The sequence below is a fragment of the Synechococcus sp. CB0101 genome, assembly GCF_000179235.2.
Classification (GTDB): domain Bacteria; phylum Cyanobacteriota; class Cyanobacteriia; order PCC-6307; family Cyanobiaceae; genus Vulcanococcus.
Window position 1 is genome coordinate 317408 of record NZ_CP039373.1, and the last position, 19079, is coordinate 336486.

Below are 19079 nucleotides of genomic sequence, written 5' to 3' on the forward strand. Positions count from 1 at the left end.
GGGGGTTGGGGATCAGGCCTGGCCGTGACCGGCCTGGGCTTGCTTCCAGGCAGCGTTGAAGCTGTCGAGCTGGGCTTCGATCGTGTAGGGCTGGCCGATGTGATCGACCACGGCCTCGGTGGTCTTCAGACCGTTGCCGGTGATGTAAGCCACGGTGCGCTCCTCAGGGTTGATCTTGCCCTGCTCCACCAGCTTCTTGAGCACGGCGATGGTGGTGCCGCCGGCGGTTTCAGTGAACACGCCCTCGGTTTCCGCCAGGAGCTTGATGCCGTCGATGATCTCGGCGTCGGTCACATCGGCGATGTTGCCGCCGGTGCGGTTGGCGATGTCGATGGCGTAGGGGCCATCGGCGGGGTTGCCGATCGCGATCGACTTGGCGATGGTGCTGGGCTTCACCGGGGTGATGAAGTCGCGGCCTTCGCGGAAGGCGGTGGCGATGGGGTTGCAGCCTTCGGCCTGGGCGCCGCTGAAGCGCACGGCCTTCTCGTCCACCAGGCCGCACTTGATGAATTCATCAAAGCCCTTGCGGATCTTGGTGAACAGGGAGCCGGAGGCCAGGGGCGCCACAATGTGGTCGGGCAGTTCCCAGCCCAGCTGCTCGATCACCTCGTAGCCGAGGGTCTTGGAGCCCTCGGAGTAGTAGGGGCGCAGGTTGATGTTCACGAAGCCCCAGCCATAAGTGTTGGCCACTTCCGAACAGAGGCGATTCACCTGGTCGTAGTTGCCCTTCACCGCCATCAGGGTGGGGTTGTAGATCAAGGTGCCGAGCACCTTGCCCAGCTCCAGATCGCTGGGGATGAACACACAGCAATCGAGGCCGGCGTGGGCGGCGATGGCGGCGGTGGAGTTGGCCAGGTTGCCGGTGGAGGCGCAGCTCACCGTTTTGAAGCCCAGTTCGCGGGCGCGGGTTAGGGCCACGCTCACCACACGATCTTTGAACGAGAGCGTCGGCATGTTCACGCCGTCGTTCTTGATGTAGAGGCTCTTCAAACCCAGGCGCTTGGCCAGGTTGTTGGCCTTGAGCAGCGGCGTGAAGCCGGTGCCCACATCAATCGGGTCGCCCTCGATCGGCAGAAATTCGCGGTAGCGCCAGATCGAAGCGGGACCGGCTTCGATCGTGGCGCGGCTGACACGGCTTTTGATCGCTTCGTAGTCGTAGACCACTTCCAGTGGTCCGAAGCAGACGTCTTCACAGACGTGACGGGCGCCGGCCTCGTAGGGCTGGCCGCATTCCTTGCACTTCAGCCCGGTGAAGGTGGGGCCGAGGGTGGAGCGGGAAAGGGTGGCCGTCACGATCACACCGTTGAGGTGCATGGAAGCTAGCAGCGCTGTTCGCCGGGGCGAATAAAAGCCGATCTGCGAAGTCGGGTATCTAGCTGGCCTCTGTGGGCGACGCGTTTCGCCTTGACCCACCGGTGCAGCTGCCTAGCCTCGGCCTGTGCACGGTTCCCTCCTTGCGGCTTTCCGTTAACGCCCTCAAACGGGGTTTGCGCTGGCTGGGCTGGCTGGCCATCGCACTGGGGTTGGTGGTGCTGCTGCCGCGGCTGGTGATCGAAGCCCAGTGGTTTGCGCAGTTCCAGAGCCAGTCGGTGGTGTTGCGCCGCTGGCTGTTGCAGCTGCTCGCCTTCGCCCTGGTGTTTGGTCTGGGTGTGCCGCTGCAGTTACAGCAGCTGCAGCGCTGTTGGCGGTTGCGTCAGCAGGCCTCCCGCAAGACCCTGCCCAGCGCTCCGCTGGTGCCCCTCGCTCCGCCGCTGCTGTTGTCGCTGCTCGGGGCGCTGTTGCTGCTGCTGGCCGGCGGGCTCACCTACTTGATGGTGCAGGCCTCTGACCTGATCGCTGCTCCCTTCAGCGGTGATGTGATCACCGGTATTCCGGTTCTGGCCGACCTCCCCCCCTGGCTGTTTCTGGGGTTGGCGGCGGCCTTGCTGCCCTTGCTGCTGATCTGGCCCTACACAAGCCTTCGGGTCGCGCTGGCGGCAGCCCTGGCCGGCTCGGCCACGGCGGTGGCCCGCGGCTGGAGCCTCTGGCTGCCCGCTCTTTTGGCGGTGCCATTCGGCGAGCGGGATCCCCTCACGGGCTTTGATCTGAGTTTCACCGTGCTGCGCCTGCCGGCCCTGCATCTGTTGGTGAGTGTGGTGTTGGTGCAGGGCCTGGTGGGGCTGGCCGGATGCCTCTGGCTCACCTTCAGCGAGGGCGACAGCCTCTCGGAATTGCGCTTTCCAGGCTTGAGCCGTGAGCAGCAGCGGGTGTTGCAACCGCAGTTGGCGGTGCTGGCCCTGATGGGGGCCCTCAGCAACGCCCTGGCGCCCTTCGATTTGATGCTGCACGGCAGCGGTGTGGCGGCTGGTGCCGGCTTCGTGGATCTGCATGTGCGGCTGCCGCTGCGCCTGCTGCTGGCACTTCTGCTGCTGATCACCGGCCTTGGCCTGCTGGTGCCGATCCCGCGCCGCTGGCTGCGGCGTGGTGCGCTGCTGCCGTTGCTCTCCACCACCTTGCTGGTGCCCTTTGTGGAGTGGGTGGTGGCGCCTGTGGTGCAGCGCATCTGGGTGCAGCCGCGGGAGCTGGCCCTGGAAACCCCCTATCTGCAGCGCACGATTGCTGCCACGCGCCGTGCCTTCGGGCTTGAGGCCGTGCGGGAGGTGGACCTCACACCCCGCCAACAGCTCACCCCGGCGGACCTCAAGGCGGCGCCTGGCACCTTGGCGAACGTGCGCCTGTGGGATAGCGGACCTCTGCTGGAGGCCAACCGGCAGTTGCAGCAGCTGCGCCTTTACTACCGCTTCCCCTCGGCGGCGGTGGATCGCTACCCGCTCAATGCCGATCCAGAACGCCAGGGCAAGCAGCAGGTGCTGATCGCGGCCCGGGAACTGGATACATCCGCCCTGGCCAAGAACTCCCGCACCTGGCTGAATCGCCACCTGGTGTTCACCCATGGCTACGGCTTCACCGTGTCCACGGTGAATGCCTCCGGGCCCGATGGGCTGCCGCTCTATTTCGTGAAAGACCTGGGCCGCAGCGGCAAGGTGCAGGGCATCCCCCAGCTGGGCATCAGCGATGCGCAGGCCCAGCGGGCCCTGCCGGTGGGTCGCCCCAAGCTCTATTTCGCTTCCGATCGCGCCCCGTACGCGATCGCGCCTACCCAGGTGCGTGAGTTCGATTACCCCGAGGGTGATCTGAACGTGTACTCCCACTACGACGGGCTGGCGGGGGTCCCGATCCATGGACCGCTGGATCGGGTGATGGCGGCGCTCTACCTCTGGGAGCCGCGGCTGCTGTTCACCGGCTCGCTCACGGCGGACTCGCGCCTGCTGATGCGCCGCCAGGTGAATGAACGGCTCACGGCCCTGGCCCCCTTCCTGCGCTTTGAGAGCAAGCCGTATCTGGTGACCGCCCGGGTGAACAACGTGCCGGGCTTCCAGAACGACCATCACCAGTACTGGTTGCTGGATGGCTTCACGGTGAGCCGCAGTTATCCCTACTCCGATCCCAATCCCAGCGGCATCCGTTATTTCCGTAATCCGGTGAAGGCGGTGGTGGATGCCTACAACGGCCACGTGTGGCTTTACGTGAGCGATCCCACCGATCCGGTGCTGCGCACCTGGAAGCGGGCCTTCCCGGATCTGTTCAAACCGTTGTCGGCGATGCCGCCGGAGCTGCTGGCCCACATTCAGGTGCCCCAGAGCCAGTTCCAGGTGCAGGCGGAGCGGCTGCTCCGCTACCACGTCACCGACGTGCGCACCTTCTACAACGGCGACGACGTGTGGGCGATACCCCAGGAGATCTACGGCGACAGCACCGCGCCGGTGCGCCCGTATCACGTGACGATGCAGCTCCCGGGCGAGACCCGGCCGGAATTCGTGCTGCTTCTGCCGTTCACACCCCTGCGCCGCGCCAACATGGTGGGGTGGCTGGCTGCCCGCAACGACACGCCGAATTACGGCGAGCTGCTGCTGGCGCGCTTCCCGCAGCAGCGGTTGCTGCTCGGTCCTCAGCAGGTGTCGGCCCTGATTGAGCAGGATCCGGCGATCAGCTACCAGTTCGGGCTGTGGAACCGGGACGGTTCGAAGCTGATCCGCGGCAACCTGCTGGTGATGCCGGTGGGCAAGGGTCTGCTCTACGTGGAACCGATCTACCTGCAGAGCAACAACAACGGCCTGCCCACGCTGGTGCGGGTGGTGGTCACCGATGGTCGCCGCTTCGTGATGGAGCGCAATCTCGATGCGGCCTTGCAGGAGCTGGTGGCAGCCCAGCCCCGGCCGCTGCCGCAGGCCCTCACGCTGCCCGATCCGGCGGCAGCGTTGCCGTTGCCCTGACGCGCAGCCATCAAAAAAGGGGCCTTGCGGCCCCTTGGTCTTCAACGATCGAGGCTGACGATCAGGCGGCCACAGCGGTCTTGGGGTCGAGTTCGCCCTTGGCGTAGAGACCGGCGTAGTAGTTGATGTCGCGCTGCTTGATCTTGCTGGCGTTGCCGGCGCACCAGAACTGCTGGTAACGATCCAGGCACACCTGCTTCATGTAGGCCCGGGCGGGCTTGTTGAAGTGGCGGGGATCGAAGTTGGCAGGATCCTTGGCGGCGGCTTCACGCACAGCGGCGGTGAAGGCGAGGCGGTTGTCGGTGTCGATGTTCACCTTGCGCACACCGTTGCGGATGCCTTCCTGGATTTCTTCCACAGGCACGCCGTAGGTCTCGGGGATGGCACCGCCGTACTTGTTGATCATGTCCAGCCACTCCTGGGGCACGGAGGAGGAGCCGTGCATCACCAGGTGGGTGTTGGGGATGGCCTTGTGGATTTCAGCGATGCGGCTGATGGCCAGCACTTCGCCGGTGGGCTTACGGGTGAACTTGTAAGCGCCGTGGCTGGTGCCGATGGCAATCGCCAGGGCATCAACCTTGGTCTTGGCGACGAAGTCGGCAGCCTCAGCGGGATCGGTGAGCAGCTGGCTGTGGTCGAGCTTGCCCTCGAAACCGTGGCCGTCCTCGGCCTCACCCATGCCGGTCTCCAGGGAGCCCAGGCAGCCCAGTTCGCCTTCCACGCTCACGCCGATGGCGTGGGCCACATCCACCACTTCCTTGGTGACAGCCACGTTGTACTCGTAGCTGGCGGGGGTCTTGGCGTCGGCCATCAGGGAGCCGTCCATCATCACCGAGGTGAAGCCGTTGGCGGCAGCACCGAAGCAGGTGGCGGGGCTGTTGCCGTGGTCCTGGTGCATCACCACCGGGATGTCGGGATAGGTCTCAACAGCAGCCAGGATCAGGTGGCGCAGGAAGTTCTCACCGGCGTACTGACGGGCGCCGCGGGAGGCCTGCAGGATCACCGGGGAGTCGGTCTCGTAGGCCGCCTCCATGATCGACTGCACCTGCTCCAGGTTGTTCACGTTGAAAGCAGGGATGCCGTAGCCGTTTTCAGCGGCGTGGTCGAGCAGCAGCCGAAGCGGGACGAGCGCCATGGGGACACCGGGAGAATGAATGCGGGCGATCCTAACTGGCGCCTTTTTCGTCTAAATCGGCTGGCGGATGCCGCTGTCGGCTGCCTGCAGGGCTCGGTCGCAGATCAGCTGGCTATGCACGGCTTCCGATAGCCCCGGCCGCATCGGCCGGCCTTCCTGTGCCGCTTCGGCCCACCAGTGGATCAGGCGCCGCACCGGGGCGACGCGGCCATCGGGCCAGGTGTGGCTGAACGCCAGCTGCGGATCGGGCGCGATCTCCTCCAGCGCTCCGCCGGCGCGTGAGCGCCAGAGCTGGAAGCCATGCACGTAATCGCTCTGGTTGCTGGAGCCCAGCACCAGGCTGCCCTCGCTGCCGTACACCTCAATCCAGTAGCCCCGCCCTGGACGCGTGACGGAGGCCAGGCTCACCTGGGCCGGCAGGGGTTGGCCGTTGGCGGTTTCCAGCTCCAGCTGGAGCAGGGCGATGTCTTCCGCGTCCACCGCCGCCAGGCGGCCACTGCCATCGGTCAGGGGGCGATGGGGGATGGCCATGCTGCGCAGGCAGCTCACCTGCCGCGCCGGCCCAAGCAGCCAATGCAGCGTGTCGAAGGCGTGGGTGCCGAGGGAGCCCAGCACGCCGCCACCGGCTGCGCGTTGGGAATACCAATTCCAGGGGCGGCTGGCATCGGCGCGGCTGCCCATCAGCCAATCGAGCTTCACCAGCCAGGGGGTGCCGATGGCGTCTTGCTGCAGCAGCGCTGCCAGTTGCATGAAGGCCGGCACGGCTCGGTATTCGAAATCCACCGCAACACACACGCCGGCGCTGAGGGCCTGGCGTTGCAACTCCTCGATCTGCGGGGCCTCCAGGGCCACCGGTTTCTCCAGCAGCAGATGCTTGCCGGCGGCGATGGCGGCCTGGGCCAGGGCGAAGCGCGGCTCGGGCGGGGTGGCGATCACCAACGCGTCGACGCGGGGATCGGCCAGCAACGCCTCAAAGCTGTTGAAGCCTGGTAAACCCGTGGCGGCGCAGGCCTGTTCGAGTCGCTCAGGCCTGTGGTGCCAGAGAGCCACCGGTTCGGTGAGGGGGCAGTCCTGCAGGGCCGGCAGGTGAACCTTTTCGCCGAAGCCGAGGCCCACCAGGGCGACACCGAGGGGACGCTGCGAAGAAGGGGCTGCCGTCACGGGCGGTTGGTCACGCCTCAGAAGCCTGCCAGCAGGTTCTCCCCAGCGGCGCAGGCTTCGTTGATGGTGGAGCTGATCAGATCGTCGCCGGAGGCGGCCTGCCAGCTGCTTCCCCACTGGGGAATGCCGTTGATGGAGGTGTCGCGGAAGAGCGTCTGGCCGCAGTCGATCTCCATCACGTAGAGGTCGCTGGCGGGCGGGCGTGGCTCGCTGCCATCGGCATTGCGCGGCTGGTCGGCCGGCGTTGCGGGCTGGAACCGGCTGAGCACGGTGAGGTTGCCGCTGCGGTTGATCCGCAAGCTCCCGGCATCCCACCACTGGCGGCCGTCTGCACTGGCGGGCACTTCGTGCCAATCCACCGGCCCGGCCCAGGCCGGCGCCGTGAAGCCGCCCAGCAGCAGCAGCCCCAGGAGAAGGGCCAGCCCGCGGCTGAGCAGGCCCTGATGGCCTGTGGGCTGATTCATGCCGCCACTGCCTTGCTCACACCATGCATCTTGAGCAGGCTCACCAGGGTGCTGCGCAACTTGGTGCGGGGCACGATGTGATCCACGAAGCCGTGGTCGCGCAGGTATTCCGCGGTCTGGAAGTCGTCGGGGAGCTTTTCGCGCAGGGTCTGCTCGATCACGCGGCGGCCGGCGAAGCCAATCAAGGCCTTCGGTTCGGCCAGGATCAGATCGCCAAGCATGGCGAAGCTGGCGGTCACGCCACCGGTGGTGGGGTGGGTGAGCAGGGGCATGTAGAGCAGCTCGGCCTGGCGGTGCCGCTCCAGGGCGCCGGAGATCTTGGCCATCTGCATCAGCGAGAGCATCCCCTCCTGCATGCGAGCACCACCGGAGGCGCACACGATCAGCACGGGATAGCGGCGTGCGGTGGCTTCTTCGATCAGACGAGCGAGCTTCTCGCCCACCACCGAACCCATCGAGCCGCCCATGAAGCGGAAATCCATCACCCCCAGGGCCAGGGGCAGACCCTCCACCCGGCAGAGCCCGGTGATCACCCCATCCTTGAGACCGGTGGAGCGCTGGGTGTCGCGGATGCGGTCGGCATAGCTGCGGCGATCCTTGAAGGCGAGCGGATCGGTGGGGCTCAGGTCGCTGTCGAGGGCCTCGAAGCTGCCTTCATCGGCAATCAGGCTGATGCGCTCGTCGCTGAAAATGCGGTGGTGGTAGCCGCAGCCCGCACACACGCTGGCATTGGCGGCCAGATCCTTGCGGTAGACCACCAGGCCGCATTCCGGGCATTTGCTCCAGAGGCCATCGTCTTCATTGACCTCCTGGACCACCCGCACCGTCGGTGCGGTTTTGCGGCGATCGGCGAACCAGTCGAACAGCGACATCGGGCCAGCGGTGTCCGCAGCTACAGGTCAGTCCATTAAAGGGCGCCCCAGCCCAGCCACAGGCTGAAGCGTTGCAGCCAGAAGCCATTGCCGGCGCACCACACCGCCAACCCAGCCCCGCCCAGAAACGGACCAAAGGGGAAGGGCTGCCCGCGCTTGAGGCGGCCGCTGATCAGGCCGATCACCCCAAAGAGAGCCCCCGCAAACACCGACAGCATCACGCTGAGCCCGACGCCGGTGAGGCCCAGCCAGGCCCCGAGCAGCGCCGCCAGCTTGGCGTCGCCCAACCCCAGGGCCGGTTTGCCGAGCAGCTTCTGGGCCAGGGCGCTGGTGGTTTCAAAGCCCAGCAGGCCGGCGCTGGCCGCCAGCAGATGCCATAGCAGCAGTTGGCGGCCAGCAGCATCGCCCTGGCTGAAGCCGGCGACGGCACTGACCACGAGGCCGAGCACCACGCCCCAGCGGCAGAGGGGCTCCGGCAGCCAGAGCTGATCGAGATCGATCAACAGCATGGGCAGCAACAGGCTGATCAGCAGCCAGCCACCGCCCACCACCAGCCAGGCGGGTGCGCCGGGCAGGCTGGATCCGGCTGCGCTCACGGCGGCTGGCGCGGCAGCGGCGGCCACAAACAACCCGGAGCAGAGCAGCTCCACGGCGGGATAGCGCACGGCGATGGCCGTTCCACAGTGTCGGCAGCGGCCCTGCAGCAGCAGCCAGCTCAGCACGGGGATGTTCTCGAACCAGCGCAGGGTGGTGCCGCAGCGGGGGCAATGGCTGCGCGGGCGCACCACCGATTCCTGGCGCGGCAGGCGCCAGGCCACCACATTGAGAAAACTGCCGATGCAGGCCCCCAGCAGGGCCGACAGCAGGGCGAGCTCAGGCACAAGAGGAGGCTGCATCAGCCGCGCAGAGGGGATCGAGCGGAGCGGCCGCGCGGGCTGCGTCCGCGCACCAACTCCAACGGAATGAATTGTTCCTCAGGCAGCAACACCGGCAGTTCGAACACCACACGGCCCTGCAGGGAACCGATCACCACACCCAACGGATCGGGGTGGGTTGGTGAGCCTTCGAGAAAGTGGAAATAGATCCGCCGTGCCTGGGCAATCACCTCGGCACTGTTGATTCGATCCCAACGGGGTTGCGTTGCGGCCGGCTGCACAGAAGAACCCACCGCCCCCCGAATCACAAAGGATGGGGAGGCCGGTGGGTTGTTACGCCGGGGAAGTCCGGCGCGGTTGGGCTGAGGAGCAACCGAGATGGGTGGACCCTGTCCGCCAGTTGTGCCCCAGCCTAGGTGCAGCGAAGGCTCAGGCCAGTCGCTTCTTTTCTTCGATCATGCGGTGAATGATCGGGGTGAGGATCAGCTCCATCGCGAAGCCCATCTTGCCGCCGTTCACCACGATCGAGGTGGGGCTGGACATGAACGAATCGTGGATCATGTCGAGCAGGTAGGTGAAGTCGATCCCCCACTTCTCACGGGCGCCCTTGCGGAAGTGAATGATCACGAACGATTCATCCGGGGTGGGGATGTCGCGGATCATGAAGGGGTTCGAGGTGTCCACGGTGGGGACACGCTGGAAGTTGATGTCGGTCTGGCTGAACTGCGGGCAGATGTGGTTGATGTAATCCGGCATGCGACGCAGGATCGTGTCCACGGTGGCCTCGGCCGAGTAGCCGCGCTCCTTGTTGTCGCGGGCGATCTTCTGGATCCACTCCAGGTTCACGATCGGCACCACGCCCACCAGCAGGTCGGCCAGGCCGGCCACGTCGTAGCCGTCACCCTTCACGCCGCCGTGCAGGCCTTCGTAGAAGAGCAGGTCGGTGCCGGCGGGGATGGGTTCCCAGGGGGTGAACTGACCGGGCTCGAGGTTCGTGCCGAGACGGGCGTTGTGCTCGGCGGCTTCCTCGACGGAGTGCAGGTAGTAGCGCTTCTCGCCGGTGCCGGTTTCGCCGTAGCTCTTGAACAGTTCGCCGAGCTTGTCGAACAGGTTGGCCTCAGGGCCGAAGTGGCTGAAGTTCTCGCCCTTGGCCATCGCAGCGGCCATGGCTTCCTTCATGGGGCCACGCTCGTAGCGGTGGTAGCTGTCGCCCTCCACCACGGCCGGGGTGATGCCTTCGCGCTTGAAGATGTGCTCGAAGGCGCGCTTCACGGTGCTGGTTCCCGCGCCGGAGGAACCGGTGACCGACACGACCGGGTGACGCTTCGACATGCGCGAGATCAGCAGAACTGGGGGGAGTTTGGCAGGTCGTGGTGCCAGCTCCCCGGAATCGTGATCAGCGCTGGTTCAGCTCAGCCGGCCAGGGCCGTCAGCAGCTGATCGCCCATCGCCTTGCACCCCAACTGGGTGCAGCCTTCGGCCATCAGATCACCGGTGCGGTAACCGCCGGCCAGCACCGTGTCGACGGCTTGCTCCAGGTCGGCGGCGGCGGCGTCCTGCTGGAGGCCAACGCGCAGCATCATCGCGGCGCTGAGCACCATCGCCATCGGGTTGGCTTTGTCCTGGCGGGCGATGTCGGGAGCTGAGCCGTGGATGGGCTCAAACAGGCCCGGGCCGCTGGTGCCCAGGGAGGCGGAGGGCAGCATGCCGATCGAGCCGCTGAGCATGGCGGCCTCATCGCTGAGGATGTCGCCGAAGAGATTGCTGGTGAGCAGCACGTCGAACTGGCGGGGGTTGCGCACCAGCTGCATCGCAGCGTTGTCCACATACATGTGGCTGAGCTCCACGCCCGGATAGCTGGCGGCGTGCATCGCTTCCACCCGGTCGCGCCAGAGCTGGCTCACATCGAGCACGTTGGCTTTGTCCACGCTGCAGAGCCGGCCGCCGCGCTGCTGAGCCAGATCGAAGCCCACCTTGGCGATGCGATCGATCTCGTCGTCGAAGTAGGCCATGGTGTTGAAGCCGCGTACGCGGCCTTCCGCTTCCACCCGGCCCTTGGGGGTACCGAAGTACACACCACCGGTGAGCTCACGCACCACCATCAGATCCACCCCTTCGATCACCTCGCGCTTGAGGGTGGAGGCATCGATCAGGGCGGGGATGATCTTCACCGGCCGCAGGTTGGCGAACAGGCCCATGCCGGCCCGCAGCCCCAGCAGCCCGGTTTCGGGGCGCTTCTCGCGGGGCAGGGTGTCGTATTGGGGGGAGCCGATGGCGGCCAGCAGCACGGCATCGGCGGCCTTGCAGGCCTCCAGGGTGCTGGCAGGCAAGGGTTCGCCGGTGGCGTCAATGGCGGCGCCGCCCATGGGCTGCTCGTTGTAGACGAGCTCAAAGCCGTGCTTGCGGCTCACGGCATCCAGCAGTTGGCGGGCCACGGCCGTGATCTCCGGGCCGATGCCGTCGCCGGGGAGCAGGGTGATCCGGTAGCTGGAGGTCATGGCCGCGCTGGTGCTGGGCGCGAGGCTACGGCTTGGCTTGCTTCTCGAGGCTGCGGATCGCCTTGGTGAGCTCGGGCAGTTTGTTGAAGGCGGCGGAGCAGCGCAGCCAGAGGCGGTTGGGGATGGCGGGGTAACCGCTCACCACCTCGCCGGCGGCCACCTCGCCATGGATGCCGGATTTGGAGGAGGCGATCGAGCGATCCCCCATCACCGCTTTATTGGCCAGGCCCACCTGGCCCGCCAGGATCACGCCGTTGCCGAGGCGGGCACCGCCGGCGATGCCCACCTGGGCCGCCAGGGCGCAGCCCTTGCCGGTGGTCACACCGTGGCCGATGTGCACCAGGTTGTCGATCTTGGTGCCGGCGCCGATGCGGGTTTCGCCCACCGATGGGCGGTCGATGGTGCTGCCGCAGCCCACTTCCACACCGTCTTCGAGCACCACCAGGCCGGTTTGGGGCATCTTGCGCCAACCGCTGGCGGTGGGCACGAAGCCGAAGCCCTCGCTGCCCACCACCGCATTGGAGTGCACCACGCAGGCGCGGCCCAGGCGGGAGCCGGGATGCAGCACCGCCCCGGCATGCAGTTCACAGCCATCGCCGATCTGCACGTCGTCGTAGATCACCACGTTGGGGTGGATCGTGCAGCTGGCGCCGATCTGCACCTGGGCACCGATCACCACATGGGCGCCCACATGGCTGCCCATGCCCACCACGGCCTCCGGATCCACCACGGCACTGGCATGGATGCCCGGGGCTTTGGGCTGGCGGGGATAGAGGGCATCGAGCGACTCCGCAAAGGCGAGGCGCGGATCCTTCAGGGCAATCCAGGCCTGGCCCCGTTGGCTGGCCTGCTGTTGCAGGGCTTCGGCTTCATCCCCTTTGGCGGGCAGCAAAACAGCGCTGGCACCGCTGGCATCCAGGGCTGCGGCCAGGGCATTCCCCGGCTCCAGGAAGCTCAGCTGGCCGCTGCCGGATTGATCGAGGGCCGCGGCGCCCTGCAGATCGGGATCGCTGGCCAGGTGGTGGCTGAGGCCCTGGGGGCCCCCCGCGGCCTGCACTTCGCTCAGTTGGCCGAGCAATTGGCTGAAGCGCATGGGAGCCGCGAGCACCAGAGGGGTCGCGCGGATCGTAAGTGGATCACACCGGTTCAACAGACCGGCTGAACCGTGGTTGTGTCTGGGCACGGTGTCCACGGCCGGATATCCATGGATATCCGGAGCCGGAGAGCAGCCAGCACAGCAGCTCCTCCAGGCAACGGATCACGGTGGGCAGCCCGCTGGTTTGCCGTTCAGCCGGAGGCGCCAGGGGTGATCACCAGGTGGTCGCGGTGCACCACCAAGCCGCGCTGGCCTTTGCATTGCAACAGCTCCTGGCTGTCCATGGCGCTGAGGCCGCGGGCCAGTTCGCGTCCATCGAGGCTGAGCAGGCGCACGGCATCCCGCCGGCCGAAGCTGCCGTCCACGGCCTGCACGCCAACGGCTAAGAGCGAGGCCCCCTGCTCCAGCAGAGCCCGCTCCGCCCCTGCATCCACGGTGATGCTGCCTTTGGGCAGCAGGGCGTGGGCCAGCCAACCCTTGCGATCGCTCAGGGGGGTGTCGCTGGGGCGGAACAGGGTGCCGCGGGGTTCACCGGCGAGGACGGCGTTGAGCACGGCTGGGTCGCGCCCATCGGCCAGGCGCACCTGAATGCCGCTGGCAGTGGCGATGCGGGCGGCGGAGAGTTTGGTGGTCATGCCGCCGGTGCCCCAGCGACCGCCGCCTTTGGCGACGCCGCTGAGGGCTTCCAGTTCGGCCAGGTTGTTCACCTCCGGGATCGGGCGGGCGTCAGCGTCGCTGCGGGGATCACCGGAGTAGAGGCTGTCGATATCGGTGAGCAGCACCAGCTCATCGGCCTGCACCGCCACAGCCACCAGGGCGGAGAGGGTGTCGTTGTCGCCGAAGCGCAGTTCGTCGGTGGCGAGGGTGTCGTTTTCGTTGATCACCGGCGTTACACCCCAGGCCAGCAGTTGCTCGAGGGTGCGACAGGCGTTCTGATAGCGGCGGCGCGAGGCCAGATCCCCACGGGTGAGCAGCACCTGGGCCACGCAGCGGCCGTGGCGGGCAAAGGCCTGGTCGTAGAGGGTCATCAGGCGGCCCTGGCCCACGGCGGCGGCAGCCTGCAGCCCTTCCAGCTCCGTGGGGCGATCCAGGCGGCCGAGGGCTGTGCAGCCCAGACCCACGGCGCCGCTGGTGACGAGCACCACCGGCTCCTGCCGCTGCCACAGGCTGCAGAGGCTGTCGGCGAGATCGCTGATCACCTGATCGGTGCTGCGGCCGCCGGCACCGCGCAGCACGCTGGTGCCCACCTTGATCACGCGGCGGATCGTCATCTCAGGCCCGGCATCCCCAGCGGCCCATCTTCAGCGCAGCGGCGCGCCGGCCAGCCGCGCCAGCCGCACCTCCAGCCGCTGCCAGTGGTCGTGGCGGCAGGGTTCGCCCTCGGGGTTCACCGGCTTCACGAGCACCGTGTAGAGGCCGAGGCGATTGCCGGCCAACACATCGGTGAACACGCGATCCCCCACGATCGCCACCTGAGCATGGGGCAGATCCAACTGCTCCAGCACCCGCCGCAGCGGTCCACGGCGCGGCTTGCCGGCGCTGGTGGTGTAGTTCACCCCCAGCTGAGCGGCCACGGCGCCGATCCGGCTGCGGGAGGGGTTGTTGCTGAACAGGTGCAGCGGCAGCGTTTGCTGAGCACGGCGCAACCAGTCCTCCACCGCCGGGGGCAGATCGTTGCCCCGGCGCGGCAGCAGGGTGCGATCCACATCCAGCACCAGGGCGCGGATGCCCTGGGCCAGCAGCTGATGCAACGGCAGATCCGCCAGGGTGCCGGTGGCCACCAGGTTGGGCTGAAGCAGCTCGGGCAGAGACAGGTTGCTCACGGTGGGTGGATTTGGGATCAGCCTTCGCCGAGCTCGCGCTCGTCGAGTTCAGCCTCGATGCGGGGCTGGATCCGCTCGAACTCTTCGCCTTCCACCAGTCGGCCTTCCCCGTTCTCCATCCGGGCCACCACGAAAAAGGGATCGAGGGGAATGAACAGGCCGTATTCCTCGCCTTCGGCGCGGAACTGGATCAGCATTTCGTAGAGATCGCTCTCCTCGTCGTCGTCACCCTCCTCGATTTCCTCATCCACGTCTTCGGGATCGGGCTCTTCCAGTTCACCGCTCACGGTGAGGGTGACGGCGGAGCGCACCAGTGTGAGGTCGTGCTCCTGCAACACCACATCGGCCACCGAGAGGATCGGTTCAGCGCCGCTGAGCTCATCGATCACCTCGTCGTCGCTGTCGTCATCAGCGATCTTCACCAGGCACACCGGGGTATCCACCGGGGTGAGCAGGGCGTAGTCGTTGCCATCGAGGGGAATCAGCTGTTCAAGGAAGCAGAGCAGCTGACGCCCTTCGCTGTCGCGCACCAGCACGGTGGGGACATCGCCGGCACCGTTGCTGCTGGGACCGTCTGAGCTCATGGGTCAGGGGGAGGGCTTGTTGTCTTCAGGATGCCTGGGCATCGGCCCCGGAGCCAACGCCAGGGGCCTGCGCGGCCACCGGCGCCGGCTCGGGACCCTCCTGCAGCCATTGCTCGAGCAGCAGTGCCGCGGCGGCACTGTCGAGGGCACCACTGCGATCGCCATGCAGACCGTGGCGCTCGGCCGCCGCCCAGCTGCTGGCGAATTCATTCACCAGGGCCAGCGGCAGCGCGAGATGGCGGGCCAGCCGTTCGCCGTAGCGGCGGCAATGCTCCGCCTGTTCGGTGGGTTGCTGTTGGGCATCGAGCGGTAAGCCCACCACCAGGGCGGTGATGCGCCGCTGGGCCACCAGGCTGCGCAGGTGCTCGAGGTCGGCGGGGTAGCGGCCGCGCCGAAGGGCGGGCAGGGGGGTGACGGTGAGGCCCAGGGCATCACAGCCGGCCAACCCGATGCGCTTGCGGCCCACATCGAGGGCCAACACGGAGCGGGGCTTGGGCCGACTCAAGGCCGGCCCAGGGGGGTGGGAATCGGGCGCTGGCCGGGTTGCAGCCGGCCAAGCACCGCTTCGAGCCGTTGGGCGACCTGAGCGCTGGCCTGGGGGGCATGGCGGCGCCAGACGCTGCGGGCCATCACCACCTCTTCACCCTCGGGTGCCATGCCGAGGCTCTGCAGCCAGTTGCTGCGTTCAGCGTCGAGCACATCGCTGCGCACCAGCAATTGATCGGCGCCGGCTGCGCTGCGCTCCAGCAGCAGCTGCAGGGGTTCACCGAGCAGGTGTTGCCAGCCCGGGTGCACGCTCAGCTCCAGTTCGGGCAGGCCGCGGTTGCCGGGGCGCAGGCGCCGGGCACCGGCTACGGCTTGTTGACGGTTGCAGTCGAACAGCATCAGGCTCGGCTGCTCGCTTTGGTCGAGCAGATCCTCCACGCGCCGATCGAGCAGCTGGCGCAGCTGCGCCGGCAGCGCCGCTTGCTCCAGCTGCCACATCGCAGCGGCTGTTCGGCGATTGAGCGGGCGCAATTGCAGATCGCTGGGCAGGGGCCGCTCCTGGGGCGATGCAGGCGGCTCCCAACGCCAGAGGGTTTCACGGCGCAGGGGCTGGAACCCCTGCTGGCGGAGCAGGGCGAGGCGATCGCTGTCGGTGGTGGCGGCGGTGGCGATCCAGCTGGCGGCGCCGCGGCTGCGCTGGATCGCTTCACGGATCAGTGCCGCTTCGATCGCCATGCGGCCCGCTTCCCCGGCCGCGAGGCTGGCTTCACTGCTGCGCAGCTGGAGGAGTTGCCAGCAACTGCCGCTGCGGTTGAGGCGTTGGCTGAGCAGCAACCCCAGCGGGTGCTGCGGCTCGCGGTAGGCCAGCAGCACATCGGGTACCAGCGGTGGCCGGGCGGTGAGGCTGTTGAGCAGGCGTTCGGGGCCCTGCAGCAACACCGCGCGCTGCAGCAGGGGGAGCAGGTCGGCGAAGCAGGGGTCTTGCAGGAGCGGAAGGTGCCAGCCGCGCAGCGCAACCACATGCAGGCACGGGGCCTGAGCGGGTCGCTGGGCAGAAGCAGCTGAAGACACGGCGCTCGGCCTGATTGGGCCTACACCAATGTTATGGGCGCACCAGCACCAGGGGCGTGCGCTCGTTGGCATTGCCGGCGGGGTTGGGCTTGAGGGCCCGCATCAGCAGTGCTTCATCACAGCCCGGGCTGGAGGCGAGCACTTTCACCCGCCCCAGGTCGTTCACATCCACCACCGCGACGGCCACGCCCAGATCGGCGGCGAGCTGGCGGCAGACGGCGGCACTATCGGCGGGGCCAAGCACGATCGTCTGGTCGTAGGGGGGAGTGGTGCCGGTGACGTCGTCGATCAGGCGGGCCTGTTCACCGGCCAGGCGATAGAACCAGCCCTTGGAGCCCACAAGCTTGAGGGCTGTACCGAGCAGCCAGGCGCAGAGCACGCGGGCGGGACCCACGTTGTCGATCAGGGTTTGCAGGCCGCAGGCGGTGGCCAGGGAGCTGGTGGGGTGGAACACCCGGCAGAGCAGCCGCGCCAGGCTCGAAGGCTGCAGATTCGCCGGGTGGTTGTAGCGGCCCTGCATCACCGCCAGAGGGGTTTCGCCGATGGTGAGCACATCACCCGGTTGGAGCACGGCGCCGGCGTAGTGGCGCAGCACCTCGGCTGGATCGTCGAGGGTGCCGAGCAGATGGGTGCGGATCGGCAACACCGAGCAGCGATCACCCTGGCGCCAGTTGGCGGTATCTGGCTGGGCGGCTGCGGGGCGGCGCAGCGGGATCAACACGCCATCACGCTTCTGTAGCCGGCCGAAGGGGCCGTAGTTGGTCCAGAGGATCTCCAGCCAGAGGGTGTCCACCAGCTTGCGCAGATCGCTGCCAGCCGGACCGCTGATGCTGATGCGCACCTCGGCCTGGGTGGTTTTGTGCCCTTTCACGATGTAGGCGAACCAGTAGCCATCGGCCCTGGCCTCTTCATCCGGGTGCTGCGGCTTGAGGCTGGTTGTGACCTGCACATCGGCCAGATCGACGCGCCCCAGCAGGGTGGGTTTGAGCTCGATCTCCGGCACGAACACCTCCATGCGGGCATGGGGATTGCGGATCGCGATCGTGCCTTTCACCTCCAGGCGCTCGTCGCCTTTGCGCTTCACGCTCCAATTGGCGCTGCTCAGCCGCAGTGGAGAGGCCGGCCGCAGCCGATGGCGTGCCTCAAGCCACAGCAGTGCCAGCCCGAAAACCAGGGCGGCGATCAACAACACAGCCAACAGTGCAGACAACGCCAGTGCTTTGAGTTCTGCGGGAGCGTAGAGCTTGCAGCTGAAAAAGCCGCTTAGCGTGCGCGCATCTCCATGGGAGGGCCGTGATGCGCAAGACCTTCGTTCTCGATACGAATGTGTTGCTCCACGACCCGCAGGCGCTCACCCGCTTTTGAAGACAACGCGGTGGTGATCCCCATCGAGGTGGTGGAGGAGATCGACCGCTTCAAGCGTGACTCCGAGAAGGGCCGTAATGCCCGCCAGATCTCCCGGCTGCTGGATGCGCTGCGGGAGAAGGGCAACCTGGCCGATGGCGTGCCGATCGACGACGCCAGCGGCGGCACCCTGCAGGTGGTGTTCTGCCGCAGTGAAACCCTGGCTCAGTTGCCGCCTGAACTGAAGGGCGGTAATGGCGATAACAACATCCTGGCGGTGGCGCTCGAGCAGCTCCGCTCCGGCCTGATCAGCGACCAGCCACCGGTGGTGCTGGTCACCAAAGACACCAATCTGCGCATCAAGGCCGATGCGGTGGGCCTCACGGCGCAGGACTACACCACCGACAAGGTCGACATCGCCGACCTCTACCCCGGGGTGTGCGAGCTGATGGCCAGCGCTGCGGCGATGGAGCAGCTCAAAGGGGAGGGGGGGCTGGCGCTTGTTGATCTTCCCTCTGCGCAAGGGGCAGCTCTCCAGGCGAATGAGGGGGTCACCCTCGTGGATCAGGCCCAGCCCAACCACACGCTTTTGGCCCGTTTCGATGCGGGAACTGGTCGCCTGTTGCCGCTGCAGCGCGCCGGCAAAGTGCGGCTCGGCAAGGTGAGCGCCCGCAACCGCGAGCAAACCTTCGCCCTCGACCTACTGCTGGATCCTTCGGTGCAGTTGCTCACACTGGTGGGCAAGGCCGGCACCGGCAAAACTCTTCTGGCCCTGGCGGCCGGATTGCACCAGGTGGCTGATGAGCATCTCTACGAGCGCCTGCTGGTGACACGCCCGGTGATTTCCCTGGGCAAAGAGATCGGCTTCCTGCCCGGAAGCCTTGAGGAAAAGATGGGTCCCTGGATGCAGCCGATCATCGACAACCTCGATTTCCTGCTTGGTGGTGCTGATGCCGATGAGGGCCGCTCACCACGACCCAGCAGCGGCAGCAATCGCCCTGGTACCCAGCGCGGTAACCGCAGCAATTGGACCGACCTCAAGGGCATGGGCCTGCTGGAAGTGGAAGCGATCAGCTACATCCGCGGCCGATCGATTCCGCGGCAGTTCATGGTGGTGGATGAGGCCCAGAACCTCACCCCCCACGAGGTGAAAACGATTGTGACCCGGGTGGGCGAAGGCACCAAGATCGTGTTCACCGGTGACCCCTATCAGATCGACAATCCCTACGTGGATGCCGAGAGCAACGGCCTCACCTGGCTGGTGGAGCGCTTTAAAGGGCAACGCCTTGCCGGCCACGTGACCCTGATGCGCGGCGAGCGGAGCGAATTGGCGGAACTGGCGGCGAACTTGCTCTGA

General features: G+C 67.0%; 17 protein-coding genes and 1 pseudogene. 2 read left to right on the plus strand and 16 right to left on the minus strand.

Annotation, left to right across the window (positions count from 1 at the left end):
- Positions 1-12: 12 nt before the first annotated feature.
- The gene (thrC, locus tag CB0101_RS01755) at positions 13-1314 is read right to left on the minus strand and encodes a threonine synthase (protein WP_010309280.1); all 1302 of its coding nucleotides are present in this window, start codon (positions 1312-1314) and stop codon (positions 13-15) included.
- Between the two features lie 140 nt (positions 1315-1454).
- On the opposite strand from thrC, the gene CB0101_RS01760 reads away from it, so the two are divergent.
- Positions 1455-4313: a UPF0182 family protein gene (locus CB0101_RS01760; protein WP_246833803.1), complete on the plus strand. Its 2859-nt coding sequence runs from the start codon at positions 1455-1457 to the stop codon at positions 4311-4313.
- A gap of 61 nt (positions 4314-4374) precedes the next feature.
- On the opposite strand, the gene fba is transcribed toward CB0101_RS01760, so the two are convergent.
- The 15 genes from fba to CB0101_RS01835 form a co-directional block, all read right to left on the minus strand.
- Entirely contained in the window at positions 4375-5448 is a 1074-nt protein-coding gene (gene fba / locus CB0101_RS01765; RefSeq protein ID WP_010309272.1) for a class II fructose-bisphosphate aldolase, read from the minus strand.
- Between the two features lie 51 nt (positions 5449-5499).
- Positions 5500-6609 carry a Gfo/Idh/MocA family protein gene (locus tag CB0101_RS01770; RefSeq protein WP_010309269.1) on the minus strand — a complete coding sequence of 370 codons (1110 nt, stop codon included), beginning with the start codon at positions 6607-6609 and terminating at the stop codon, positions 5500-5502.
- A 17-nt stretch (positions 6610-6626) separates the two neighbouring features.
- Positions 6627-7073 carry a hypothetical protein gene (locus CB0101_RS01775; RefSeq protein ID WP_010309266.1) on the minus strand — a complete coding sequence of 149 codons (447 nt, stop codon included), beginning with the start codon at positions 7071-7073 and terminating at the stop codon, positions 6627-6629.
- Entirely contained in the window at positions 7070-7945 is an 876-nt protein-coding gene (gene accD, locus CB0101_RS01780; RefSeq protein WP_010309264.1) for an acetyl-CoA carboxylase, carboxyltransferase subunit beta, read from the minus strand. The genes CB0101_RS01775 and accD overlap by 4 nt, the downstream gene beginning before the upstream one ends.
- 35 nt (positions 7946-7980) lie before the next feature.
- Positions 7981-8841 carry an A24 family peptidase gene (locus CB0101_RS01785; RefSeq protein WP_029552994.1) on the minus strand — a complete coding sequence of 287 codons (861 nt, stop codon included), beginning with the start codon at positions 8839-8841 and terminating at the stop codon, positions 7981-7983.
- Positions 8841-9101 carry a hypothetical protein gene (locus CB0101_RS01790; protein ID WP_010309260.1) on the minus strand — a complete coding sequence of 87 codons (261 nt, stop codon included), beginning with the start codon at positions 9099-9101 and terminating at the stop codon, positions 8841-8843. The genes CB0101_RS01785 and CB0101_RS01790 overlap by 1 nt, the downstream gene beginning before the upstream one ends.
- Positions 9102-9249: 148 nt before the next feature.
- Positions 9250-10152, minus strand: a complete 903-nt coding sequence (locus tag CB0101_RS01795) for a phosphoribulokinase (RefSeq protein ID WP_029552992.1) — start codon at positions 10150-10152, stop codon at positions 9250-9252.
- An 80-nt stretch (positions 10153-10232) separates the two neighbouring features.
- Positions 10233-11318 (minus strand): 3-isopropylmalate dehydrogenase, encoded by a 1086-nt coding sequence (gene leuB, locus CB0101_RS01800; RefSeq protein WP_010309253.1) that lies wholly within the window; start codon positions 11316-11318, stop codon positions 10233-10235.
- A gap of 25 nt (positions 11319-11343) precedes the next feature.
- On the minus strand, positions 11344-12411 hold the full coding sequence (lpxD, locus tag CB0101_RS01805) for a UDP-3-O-(3-hydroxymyristoyl)glucosamine N-acyltransferase (RefSeq protein ID WP_010309250.1): 1068 nt from the start codon (positions 12409-12411) through the stop codon (positions 11344-11346).
- 194 nt (positions 12412-12605) lie between these two features.
- A complete protein-coding gene (gene proB, locus CB0101_RS01810; RefSeq protein WP_010309247.1) occupies positions 12606-13685 on the minus strand; it encodes a glutamate 5-kinase in 1080 nt (359 codons plus the stop codon).
- A 30-nt stretch (positions 13686-13715) separates the two neighbouring features.
- On the minus strand, positions 13716-14237 hold the full coding sequence (locus tag CB0101_RS01815) for a YqeG family HAD IIIA-type phosphatase (RefSeq protein WP_010309244.1): 522 nt from the start codon (positions 14235-14237) through the stop codon (positions 13716-13718).
- Positions 14238-14254: 17 nt separating this feature from the next.
- Complete coding sequence (locus CB0101_RS01820; protein WP_010309241.1) at positions 14255-14821, minus strand: DUF3727 domain-containing protein; 567 nt, start codon at positions 14819-14821, stop codon at positions 14255-14257.
- 25 nt (positions 14822-14846) lie between these two features.
- Entirely contained in the window at positions 14847-15326 is a 480-nt protein-coding gene (gene ruvX, locus CB0101_RS01825) for a Holliday junction resolvase RuvX (protein WP_043717683.1), read from the minus strand.
- A complete protein-coding gene (locus tag CB0101_RS01830; RefSeq protein ID WP_010309234.1) occupies positions 15323-16327 on the minus strand; it encodes a hypothetical protein in 1005 nt (334 codons plus the stop codon). Before CB0101_RS01830 ends, ruvX begins: the two co-directional genes overlap by 4 nt.
- Before the next feature lie 82 nt (positions 16328-16409).
- Complete coding sequence (locus CB0101_RS01835; RefSeq protein ID WP_136643931.1) at positions 16410-17588, minus strand: F420-0:Gamma-glutamyl ligase; 1179 nt, start codon at positions 17586-17588, stop codon at positions 16410-16412.
- An 86-nt stretch (positions 17589-17674) separates the two neighbouring features.
- Here CB0101_RS01835 and CB0101_RS01840 point away from each other — a divergent pair.
- Positions 17675-19079 (plus strand): annotated as a pseudogene (locus CB0101_RS01840) (PhoH family protein).

What these genes read in the sequence shown, in the direction of transcription:
- CB0101_RS01795 (WP_029552992.1), bottom strand. Translation starts at nt 10,152, where the DNA reads ATGTCGAAGCGTCACCCGGTCGTGTCGGTCACCGGTTCCTCCGGCGCG.
- leuB (WP_010309253.1), bottom strand. Translation starts at nt 11,318, where the DNA reads ATGACCTCCAGCTACCGGATCACCCTGCTCCCCGGCGACGGCATCGGC.
- CB0101_RS01775 (WP_010309266.1), bottom strand. Translation starts at nt 7,073, where the DNA reads ATGAATCAGCCCACAGGCCATCAGGGCCTGCTCAGCCGCGGGCTGGCC.
- CB0101_RS01785 (WP_029552994.1), bottom strand. Translation starts at nt 8,841, where the DNA reads ATGCAGCCTCCTCTTGTGCCTGAGCTCGCCCTGCTGTCGGCCCTGCTG.
- proB (WP_010309247.1), bottom strand. Translation starts at nt 13,685, where the DNA reads ATGACGATCCGCCGCGTGATCAAGGTGGGCACCAGCGTGCTGCGCGGT.
- accD (WP_010309264.1), bottom strand. Translation starts at nt 7,945, where the DNA reads ATGTCGCTGTTCGACTGGTTCGCCGATCGCCGCAAAACCGCACCGACG.
- CB0101_RS01820 (WP_010309241.1), bottom strand. Translation starts at nt 14,821, where the DNA reads ATGAGCTCAGACGGTCCCAGCAGCAACGGTGCCGGCGATGTCCCCACC.
- thrC (WP_010309280.1), bottom strand. Translation starts at nt 1,314, where the DNA reads ATGCACCTCAACGGTGTGATCGTGACGGCCACCCTTTCCCGCTCCACC.
- fba (WP_010309272.1), bottom strand. Translation starts at nt 5,448, where the DNA reads ATGGCGCTCGTCCCGCTTCGGCTGCTGCTCGACCACGCCGCTGAAAAC.
- lpxD (WP_010309250.1), bottom strand. Translation starts at nt 12,411, where the DNA reads ATGCGCTTCAGCCAATTGCTCGGCCAACTGAGCGAAGTGCAGGCCGCG.